This is a genomic window from Catenulispora sp. GP43 (assembly GCF_041260665.1).
Taxonomy (GTDB): domain Bacteria; phylum Actinomycetota; class Actinomycetes; order Streptomycetales; family Catenulisporaceae; genus Catenulispora.
The window spans coordinates 1-10,024 of record NZ_JBGCCT010000057.1 but is presented as its reverse complement, the minus strand read 5'-3'; the positions used below and the strand labels follow the sequence as shown (position 1 = coordinate 10,024).

Annotated in this window: 8 protein-coding genes and 1 CRISPR repeat array; of the genes, 3 read left to right on the top strand and 5 right to left on the bottom strand. The window is 67.7% G+C overall.

The features are described from left to right. Positions 1 to 122: 122 nt before the first annotated feature. Positions 123 to 1,977: a CRISPR direct-repeat array (repeat unit 29 nt; unit sequence GTGCTCTCCGCGCAGGCGGAGGTGGTTCG). A gap of 161 nt (positions 1,978 to 2,138) precedes the next feature. After that, positions 2,139 to 3,017 (top strand): Ku protein, encoded by an 879-nt coding sequence (locus tag ABH926_RS51350; RefSeq protein WP_370374734.1) that lies wholly within the window; start codon positions 2,139 to 2,141, stop codon positions 3,015 to 3,017. A gap of 342 nt (positions 3,018 to 3,359) precedes the next feature. Further along, positions 3,360 to 4,388, top strand: a complete 1,029-nt coding sequence (locus ABH926_RS51345; RefSeq protein WP_370374733.1) for a restriction endonuclease — start codon at positions 3,360 to 3,362, stop codon at positions 4,386 to 4,388. 218 nt (positions 4,389 to 4,606) lie between these two features. Here the strand turns inward: ABH926_RS51345 and ABH926_RS51340 are convergent, their stop codons facing one another. Next, entirely contained in the window at positions 4,607 to 5,641 is a 1,035-nt protein-coding gene (locus tag ABH926_RS51340; RefSeq protein WP_370374732.1) for a hypothetical protein, read from the bottom strand. A gap of 259 nt (positions 5,642 to 5,900) precedes the next feature. Here ABH926_RS51340 and ABH926_RS51335 point away from each other — a divergent pair, with 259 nt between their 5' ends. Next, positions 5,901 to 6,368, top strand: a complete 468-nt coding sequence (locus tag ABH926_RS51335; protein WP_370374731.1) for a hypothetical protein — start codon at positions 5,901 to 5,903, stop codon at positions 6,366 to 6,368. Between the two features lie 159 nt (positions 6,369 to 6,527). On the opposite strand, the gene ABH926_RS51330 is transcribed toward ABH926_RS51335, so the two are convergent. The 4 genes from ABH926_RS51330 to ABH926_RS51315 form a co-directional block, all read right to left on the bottom strand. Further along, the gene (locus ABH926_RS51330; protein ID WP_370374730.1) at positions 6,528 to 7,658 is read right to left on the bottom strand and encodes an ATP-dependent DNA ligase; all 1,131 of its coding nucleotides are present in this window, start codon (positions 7,656 to 7,658) and stop codon (positions 6,528 to 6,530) included. Between the two features lie 54 nt (positions 7,659 to 7,712). Beyond that, complete coding sequence (locus ABH926_RS51325; protein ID WP_370374729.1) at positions 7,713 to 8,099, bottom strand: hypothetical protein; 387 nt, start codon at positions 8,097 to 8,099, stop codon at positions 7,713 to 7,715. A gap of 215 nt (positions 8,100 to 8,314) precedes the next feature. After that, on the bottom strand, positions 8,315 to 9,172 hold the full coding sequence (locus tag ABH926_RS51320) for a hypothetical protein (protein ID WP_370374728.1): 858 nt from the start codon (positions 9,170 to 9,172) through the stop codon (positions 8,315 to 8,317). Then, positions 9,169 to 9,933 carry an aldo/keto reductase gene (locus ABH926_RS51315; protein ID WP_370374735.1) on the bottom strand — a complete coding sequence of 255 codons (765 nt, stop codon included), beginning with the start codon at positions 9,931 to 9,933 and terminating at the stop codon, positions 9,169 to 9,171. The genes ABH926_RS51320 and ABH926_RS51315 overlap by 4 nt, the downstream gene beginning before the upstream one ends. Between the last annotated feature and the right edge of the window lie 91 nt (positions 9,934 to 10,024).

The window sequence follows — 10,024 nt, the reverse complement described above, 5'->3', positions numbered from 1 at the left end:
ACAGCACGAGACGATCAACGATAGAACATCAACCGAGGACCCGGGCCTGAGGAAATAGGCCGACACAGCCCTGGGGAAAATCGCAGACGCCGACAATGATGGCTAACAAGCCGAACCCGGACGTGCTCTCCGCGCAGGCGGAGGTGGTTCCAGAACATACGACACGAGACGACACTAGACGACGTGCTCTCAGCGCAGGCGGAGGTGGTTCGGATGCGACGGTTAACGGGACGGCGGGTGTCCGGTGCTCTCCGCGCAGGCGGAGGTGGTTCGCTGGAGTGGGAACAGGCAGTTCTTGCTGAGTGGTGCTCTCCGCGCAGGCGGAGGTGGTTCGACGTTCAGCGGCTCGTACTCGCAGCCGTCGGGGTGCTCTCCGCGCAGGCGGAGGTGGTTCGAAGCCCTCGAACGCGGGGGCGGCCATCAGCAGGTGCTCTCCGCGCAGGCGGAGGTGGTTCGGCGTGACGATCCTCGGAGGCGACCCGTACGCCGTGCTCTCCGCGCAGGCGGAGGTGGTTCGCAGCGACGCATCGCCCGCGAGACAGCCGGGACGTGCTCTCCGCGCAGGCGGAGGTGGTTTGACTGGTTCCAGCTCGTCGGCCGCCCCTTCGCTGTGCTCTCCGCGCAGGCGGAGGTGGTTCGGGGCAGCACTCCTCCTCGTCGGTCGAGCGACAGTGCTCTCCGCGCAGGCGGAGGTGGTTCGTACTGCGGGCCGATGGTGCCGCGCCTGGTGACGTGCTCTCCGCGCAGGCGGAGGTGGTTCGCACCGAACAGCCTGCTGATGGCTCCACCGGCCGTGCTCTCCGCGCAGGCGGAGGTGGTTCGGCCATGACCTTCCTGCTGGACGACGAGGTCGCGTGCTCTCCGCGCAAGCGGAGGTGGTTCGCTGCCGTGGTGGTGGGACCAGAACCCGACCGGGTGCTCTCCGCGCAGGCGGAGGTGGTTCGCTGTTCGCCCGGAACCTCCACCGCGCGCAGGTGTGTTCTCCGCGCAGGCGGAGGTGGTTCGACCATCGGGCCACCGTCCAGGATTCCGGCCGGGTGCTCTCCGCGCAGGCGGAGGTGGTTCGATCCCCAGCAACCGGGAGCTTGCAGGTAGGTGGTGCTCTCCGCGCAGGCGGAGGTGGTTCGATGTGGACACGGACGCACCTGACCACTGGTACGTGCTCTCCGCGCAGGCGGAGGTGGTTCGGCGGTGAACAAGCTCTATCTGCGGGCAGGCAAGTGCTCTCCGTGCAGGCGGAGGTGGTTCGCAGTTCCGGACCTCTGACGCACGGTGGGTGAAGTGCTCTCCGCGCAGGCGGAGGTGGTTCGACGTCAGAGAATCGGCTCCCGCCCCGCCTTCGGTGCTCTCCGCGCAGGCGGAGGTGGTTCGCCTTCGAACCCTCGGGGGCGGCCGCAGAGTCCGTGCTCTCCGCGCAGGCGGAGGTGGTTCGATCGACGTCGCCAAGGCCTCGCTCGGCGCCCTGTGCTCTCCGCGCAGGCGGAGGTGGTTCGCGCGACGTGGCGATCTTCGGACTCCTGCGGGAGTGCTCTCCGCGCAGGAGGTGTTCGTGGCAGGCACACGGCCGAGCTCCCCGCGCTCCGTGCTATCCGCGCAGGCGGAGGTGGTTCGATTTCGGCGACGGCCAGTACGTGGCCGGCGAGGTGCTCTCCGCGCAGGCGGAGGTGGTTCGACGGACAGGCCGATGCGAGGTTCGGGGATGCAGTGCTCTCCGCGAAGGCGGAGGTGGTTCGGTGTACGACCGCCTCGCCGCCGCCCACCCCGAGTGCTCTCCGCGCAAGCGGAGGTGGTTCGGGTTTGAACAGGGTTTGGTTGGTGGCCGTGGCGTGCTCTCCGCGCAGGCGGAGGTGGTTCGCCCTGTCCCTGGTCTGCGGTCCGGGCTGGACGGTGCTCTCCGCGCAGGCGGAGGTGGTTCGATGGAGGACGTCCGCAGACTCACACACGAGCAGTGCTCTCCGCGCAGGCGGAGGTGGTTCGTGGGCGGGAGGCCATCCCCGCCTGTTCAGTAGCAACAGAGCGCCCCCGAGTTCTCCCCGTGTGGGGAGGGCTCGGGGGCCCCTTTTGCTTTACCGGTTCGGGCCGCTCCACTTGGGTCTGCTCCGGTGGCGGCTGCATACCGGCCGACGCAGACTGGCCCTATGCCGAGTAGCAAGGTGTGGAGCGGATCTATCTCCTTTGGGCTGGTCAACGTGCCAGTGGGCCTGTACTCGGCGACCGAGGACAAGTCGGTCCGCTTCCACCGCTACCACATCGAGGACGGCGGCCGGATCCGGCAACGACGCGTGTGCGAGGTCGACGGGGAAGAGCTGGACCTGACCGACATCGCACGCGGCTACGAGCTGCCCGGCGGCGACACAGTCGTCATGACCGAGGCCGACTTCGAAGGCCTTCCGGTACCGACGCTGAAGGCCATCACAGTCGAGGCGTTCGTGCCGGCAGAGCAGATCGACCCGATCATGTACTCCGGGTCGTACTACCTGGCGCCCGATAAGGCAGGCGCCAGGGCCTACGCGCTGTTGCGCGATGCTGTCGACAAGGCCGGCATGATCGCCATCGTGAAGATCGCGATCCGGGACCGTGAACGGCTCGCGGCCATCCGAGTGCGAGACGAGGTCCTGGTCCTGGAGACGATGTACTGGCCCGACGAGATCAGGGACGTCGTGGAGGTCCCGGAGCCCGGTGCGAAAGACGAAGAGCTGGCAGCCGCGCAGGCGCTGATCGAACAAATGACGGTCGACTTCGATCCTGAGCAGTACACCAACAAGTACCGGGAGGCGCTGCTGGCCGCGATCGAGGCGAAGGCGAAGGGCCGGGAAGTGGTGACACCGCCGGCACCGAAGGAGGAGGGCGGCGGCAAGATTCTGGATCTGATGGCCGCGCTGAAGGCGTCGGTGGAGCAGGCGAAGCAGACCCGGCAGGAGCCGGCGGCAGGGGCGAGTAAGCGCGAAGCGGCGCACCCGAGGGCCAGGAAGAAGACCGCGAAGACGGCGAGGTCCAGCACCCGCAAATCGGCGTAGGCGTGGCCTCCTGCACGGCGCTTGCGGGCTGAACTCCATAGCCGGGCTGGGTCGGGCAGAGGCCGGGGGAGCCCCACACCTGTTTTGGCGGCGAGCCCTGAAGCGGAAGTGGGCCTTCCGGCCTCTGCCCGACCAGGCCCGGCCGATGGGCAACCGGATCCACGCCTCACACAGCTCACTGGGCCATCGAGCCCTCATGGGCGACTGGCGCCGACTGCTTTCGGTCAGGTCGGACACCGTGCACCCAGACACTGGAGTCCCAGCTCTGCGGTGACCAGATCGGCACTGGCCAGATTGAGCAGCGCTAGATGATGTCACCGTGGGCCAATACGATCGCCGTCCATGATCATCGGCAAAGGCGACCTGCAACCGCGCGACTTCGGGCACCGTGCCCTCAATAAGCTCATGGGCGACCTGATTTCCGAGGTCGACCAGGAGTGGCAACTGGCTGCGGTCTACCAGTTCCTCGAAGCCTGGATCGCCCGCAGGCACATCCGTACCGCAGAACAGATTGGTCAGGACGCCGACCAGGCGATGAAGGAGCTAACCGAAGGGTTGGCAACAGCGCACAACGCCTTCATCGGTGACCGATATGAGTCCCGCTCCGGACTGCTACTGGACGACCTTCGCGCCGTGCGGCGTCAAGCTTCACATCTGGAGTCCGAACTCGAACAGGTCCGTAGGTGGCAGAACGGCCAGCTCGGCTACGACACACGGTGGCTGTACAGCAGAGACCTCGACGACGAAGACCGTGATGCGCGCGAGCGTCAGACCAGTGAAGTCGCCAAGCTTGGGTCGCTGATGTGGCGCGTCGAGCAGTTGGAGAAGCGCGCCGAGGACGTCAAAGAGACCGGGCTGCGCGAGCTCGCGACGCTGGCCGGCGTCGGCGAACGCCGAGCGGCGTTCTTCGCCTCAGAGCTATCGGTTTCGCTGCGGGCAATCGACACGTTTGGCGGGCGTAGGTTCGAGCAGTTCATCGGCACTCTCGTGGAGGACGAGGGATTTCTCATCGAGCGCTGCGGCGGCGGCAAGGGCGACAAGGGCGGGGACGTCATTGGCAAGGCGCCTCAGCCGGACCGGCGGCGCCTGCTGGCCCAGTGCAAATTCCTCAGTAGCCCAGACGGCCGTATCGGCTCGCAGGACATCCAGATCGTCAACAGCGCCCGCCATGTATACGACGCGCAGATAGCGGTGGTGGTGACCAACCAGGGCTATACCAAAGACGCTCGGGAGTTCGCCGCCGAACAGGGGATCCACCTTCTCGACCGCGATGGGCTGCGGCTGTGGGCGACTTTGGGTGACCCCTTGATGGAGATCCTTGCGCTGAACCCGCTGCCGGCCAGGCCTGCCCCGCTGAGACTCCCAGCCTAGGAGCGTCCAGTCCACCACCTCGGCGGGTTCTCGGCGTGCCACTGTGCCATCGTTTCCGTGCTGGCCAGGACGTAGGCCTTCCAACCGGCGGCGCAGTGTTCCGCTGCGATCAGCTCGTCTTGCATAGCCTGGCACCGGCGACGCTCCCGGGGCGGGGCCGACAGGACGATCACCCTCGGGCCCGAGCGCGTGGGGATGAGCTGCCGTTGATGGGGCGGTCATGCGATCCGTAGCTGTGGCCGCCGGTCTCTCCGCCGCTTTTCCTGGGGCACGTACTCGCGGATCGTCCCATCGGCGGCGGGCAGCCAAAGTTCGAGCTCGCGCTGGCGCCCGCGGGTTGCTCGTCCCGTCACGCTGACGGTGACGTGCCGGCCGTTGAGGTTGCCGGTGCCATTGCCGAGCCCTTCCCATTCCGGGTCCCGCACGCGCATCGTGAGGTGCGCTTCCTCCCACGGGCTGCTGACGACGAGGACGCAGCCGCGGTGCCGGTCACTCGGGCGGATCCGGGACGTCAGGCGCCGCAAATCGCTGGTGGTGGGCCGCCGTGGCGCATGCAGGAGTAGAAGGTCGACGGCATCGGCAAAGACGGCGACCGCCTCGGCCCATCGGTCTCCAGGATGGTCGAGCATCTGGATCCGGGACAGGTTGGCGCCGAGCCCTGATGCGGCGGCGATGCCGAAGTTCGGGTACCCGACCACGCCGACGTAGCCGCCGCCTGCGGTGGCGCCTGCGACGAGTGCGAGCGTGAGGTAGGAAACGGCCCCCTCGCCGGCGAATCCCTGGCCGGTGCGGGGCGGGGCAGCGACGATGGTGCCGCGGGTGAGGTTGCCGCCGGGGATCAGCGGGCGGAGGACCTGGTGGAGCGGGATGTTCCCGCCGTCGGCTGGTCCGCGGTGCCGGGCCTCGGGGGCGGTGCCGTTGTCGACCAGGTCCCGGCGCAGCTGGGCAAGGGCGGCGTCGCGACCCAGCTTGGGCGTCGGGGCAACAGCCGGTCCCGGCTCGTCGGTCGACGGGTACACGACGATCGTGGCCGACTGCATGTAGACGTCGTGGCGCAGCCTGGCGCGGGTGAGGGCTCCGACGAGGACCTGCTGAGGGCCCCACGTCCTGAGGCCGTCCCCGCGTGCCGTCACGGTGCCGGCCTGCTCGTCGACCGTGACAACGACACCGAGGTCCATCCCGTACTCGGTCTCGAACCGGTCGACCTCGCCGGCGATGCCGTCAGCGATCGACTGGAGAGAGTCCGGGGTCACCCTAAAAAGCTATTCGAACAAATATGCGAGATCAATACGGCCGACTGTTTGTCACCGGATCGGGTGACGCTGTGATGTGACTTGGCGGGTGGCACTTTGACTCGACAGGTGGCACCAAGATCGATACCGAGGCGATCTGGCTGGTCGGAGCTGTCGCGCGAGCGGAAAATCTGCCGCCGTCGGCGGCGTTTGCTCGTAGCCTTGCCGCATGGCCTCACTGGGTAGTCACGCGAACGTGTGGGAGACATGCCTTCAGCTCATGAACCGTCGGGGCTACAGCCTTGAGACGGAATATCCCGACGACGAAGACAACGAGGGGCTGAGCATGTGGTTCGCAGCGAAAGACGGATTCACCTTCGCGGCGGACAACCCGATCGAGTTGCTGGGCCTCGTTACGGTGTACGAAGACGTGCAGCCGAAGGAAGACCGACCTTATTGGTGGCGCGAGAAGACTGATTGGAACGGACCAACGCTGGGGGAACAACTCCTCGACCAGGCGATCGCCGTCGAGGAAGCCCGCGTGGCAGAGTTCGCTGCGCTGAGAGAGAGCGACCCGCGAGCCTGGGAGGCAGAGGTCCGCGAGGCCGTCGAAGAAGTCTGGGCCGGCGCCCTCAAGGAGGAGTTCTGGGTCCATGCCTTCTGCACCGTGGCGTCCACTCTGCGGATCCCCCGCAAGGAACTGCGACACGTTCTCGAAGATCCGCTCTTCCGTGACCTGCGAGGCTGATGCGCGTCTCAGGAGTCATCGGTGGTGCCAAGCAAGTTGGCGTCCCCATGCCACATGTCGAGGCACGAACCGTACAGAACTCCAGGCCGGACCGTTGCCCAGGTGCCAACTGTCGAGTCCAGCCACAGACGCGTGGCGTCGACTGGAAGTCGGCACGGCTCACGCGCCGAAGGTGGGCACGTCCCCAACGGTGACGTCGAGACGAAGACGCGCGAATCGCACCGGGTGCCGCCAGACGCCACGGTCCTGGGCGGTGTCGGCAACGACCTCAGCGACCAGGTTCGGCTCGACAAGTACGACGTGTAGCGGGGTACGCGAGCCCCAGGAGGCCCTGAACCGGATGCCCTCCCACGGATGCGTGGTGCCGGTCGGCGTCAGCTCGCCAGCCAGTTGCCGAGCTGCGGCGCCTGCTATCGGAGTGCTTCGACCAACTGCCCGAAGGACTCCGGCCTGGTCCAGCCGCCCGAGAACGAGCGCCTGCGGCGAGCCGAGCGAGCCGGTCACACCACCGATGATCACCTCGGTGGTGTTCCGTCGGCGAACCTTGATCATGGTCCGCGCCCCCGGCTGGTAGCGCTGCCGGCTCCCGCGGATCACCAGACCCTCGATAGCGGGCACCTCGGTCCAGGTGTTCAGCCATTCCTGTGCGACGGTCAAGTCCGTCGTCTGGGGACACAGCGTCCAGGGGGCGGCCAGGTGGTGCTCGGCGAACAGAGTCTCCAGGCGCGTGTGGCGATCGCTGTATGGCTGCTGGAGCAGTTGCTGCCCGTCGGCTTGCAGGACGTCGAAGACGACGAAGTGGGCCGGCATCGTCTCGGCGAACCGGGCCGCGGCTCGGCCGCCCGCGGCCGCGCGGCGCTGCAACGCCTCGAACGACATGCTGCCGCCAGCCCACACGACCAGCTCACCATCGAGAACCCAGCATTCAGGGAGGTCGGCGGCGGCGCCCCGGAGATCCGGAAACCGGTCCTGGATGAGGTTGCCGCGTCGCGTCTGAAGCCGTACCGCGCCGGGGGCGGGGCAGGCGGTGAACAGCAGGGCCCGGTAGCCATCCCATTTGGGCTGGTAGATCAGCTCGCCGGGGAGCGCGCTGGCCGCTGGCAGGCTGTCGCGGGCCAGGGCGAGCATCGGCTCGATCGGTGGACGCAACACGTCCTGCTCGTCCCCGCCGGTCAGCCGGTCTGGTCGCTGCTGCTCACGGCACCGGTCTACGGGATCACGCGGTGGTCCGCGACTCGGATACGCCGATCGGTGGGGGATGACCGCGAGGGCCGTGGTCAGCCCGTTCATGATTCGTGACCAGCATCGGGTTTCTGGCCGTGCGCCGCCGGACCTGGCCGCCGTCTACGGCGTGCTGGGCGGCCGCCAGTTGCGGGTCCTGTCGATCCGTTCAGCGGCGAGGGGACCCACGCCGATGAGGTCCACGGCGGCCTCGCCCCTCAGGTGGTAGCCGACGTATACGAGTTCGTCGATGATCTGGTGGTCGGCGGCGTCGTCAATGAGCTCATCTCCGTCGGTGAGCAGCTGTTCGACGGTGTCGAACAGCCGTGTCCGCTCCTCGGGCGATCCTGTCCTGAGTCGCGGGGTCATGAACTCTCCTGCGAAGGTATGCAGCAGGATGTAGCGGGCTGACGGATCTGTGCCCCAGACGTCGAGGTGTGACTGGTAGAGCGGCGCAAAGTCAGGGCGCCGCTGGGTGAGGAAGTCGCGCACGTTGGCGTCGGTGATCATGTGTGCTCCGGGGGCGCTCACGCCGGGGATCGATTACCAGGCAGCCGGCCCGGCGGGTGGGGTCGCCAGGCCGGCCGCGGACGCCTCGGCGGCAGGCGTGTCGTACCGCCGGGGGCGCGACCGCCCTGGCGCCAGTCGGAGACGTGCGTCAGGGCGGCCCATGTCGCCGATGTCTGCCTGTGCGAGCAGCCGCAATCCGGCGTCGGCGTGTCGGGCTATGCGGCTGGGTCGGCAAGTAGCTGGTGGGCGGCTCGTTGGGCGGGGTCGTGTAGCTGTTCTGTCTGGTCGGCCCAGGCGAGGAGTTCGGCACATTTGAACAACCGCATGGTGTGGCCGGTGGGCGATTCCAGGTCGGCGCGGCGGTGTTTCAGGATTCGATCGGCTAGATCGGGGATGGTCAGGGAGTTGAACCACAGATTCGCGGCGTCCAGCCCGCGGGGTGCTTGCCCCCAGTCCTCCCAGTCCAGGATCCACAGTTGCGGACCGGTCATGTTTGCCCAGGTCAGGTCGGCGTGGGCGGTGGTCCACTGCTCGACCGGGGCAGTGGTTTCGGGAAAGACCTTGGCGATCGCAGCCGCCACGCGCTCGGTGCTGATCGGTTCCAGGTCCGGGGTCGCGATCCTGGGGGTGTGTGTGCCGGCGAGCTCGTCCATGGCGGCGTCGAACTCGGTCCACCAGCTGTCCGGCAGCGCGTTTGCGTCGGCCGGGCGGCTGACTGGGGTTTGCTCGATGAGCTGGGTCTCGTCGGCGCGCCACATGACGCGCCGTTGCCGGTCGAGCCAGGACATCCCGGCGTGCCACTGTGGGATCGGCACCTGGGACAGGATCGTAGCTGCTTCCAGGCCCCAGCCCTGGCCGTCCAGGCGTTCCAGACCGCGGCACTCGATGCGTACCCACGTGCCGCGGTCGCTGGCGAATCCCATCGACCGGCGCTTAATCACCCCCGCCGCGCGGTTCAGGCGCGTGTCCAGTGCCTTCTCGACAGCATCCACCACGTCGTCGACGGTGACGCGTCGCAGATCGAGTCGGACGGCGGCAGGTCGCCCGTCGTCATTCTGGCCCATCGTGGTCATCGTGCTCCTCGGTCCGATGCGGCAACGCTAGCCCGCGCGCGTATCAGGGTGCGGTATTGCTCGATGGCGTGCTGGTCCACGTCGAGCCGCACCGCCTGGACCAGCTCGATCAGGTGGTCGCTACTGCCGGTGCCAGCCGCTACGGCATCGACGGCGGGCAGGTGGAGAGCAGCGGCGACGGCTGCCTGGATCCGGTTGGCGTTCTGGCCTGGGTGCAGGAACACCGCGGCCGGGTCGACACCGGTCCAGGCCGATTCGCTGCCGTGCCCGCCGAGCGGGGCCATGCCCCGCAGCTTCACCGGCTTGGCTTGTCCGGCCAGTTGCTCGGCGGCGTCCAGGACGTCTGTCGGGACCATCAGGCCGACGCGAATCATGAGAACGTCCGGAGGCTCCGGGATGGTGTAGCCCAGCAGTGGTTCCGGGTTCCAGGTCGAGAATCCCCAGGCCCGGCACAGTCCTTCATCACGCATCTGGGCCATGGTTTGGCAGGCCTGGGTGAACCCGGTCGGGGTGCGTTCGGGATTGTGCAACAGCAGGGTGTCCGGGGCGCGGCCCAGTTCGGATCGGATCTGTTCGGCGGCGGCGCGCAGCCGTGTGGCGGACAGGTCGTGTCCGTCGGGAAAGAACCCGATCTTCGTGGTGATGTCGAAACGCGGCAGTAGGTCGCCGGCGGCTTCGGTAAGCCGCTGGTGGGCGGTGAAGTTCTGGTAGCTGATCGCAGTATCCAGCCCGGTTACGCCGGCGTCGAGGGCGGTGCTCAGAGGGCGGGATGTACCGTGATGCCCGGTTCATCGCTGGCGTTGGGTGAGGCGGGCTGGTCAGGGGGTTAGTTGTTGGGGCTTGGGCGCGGCA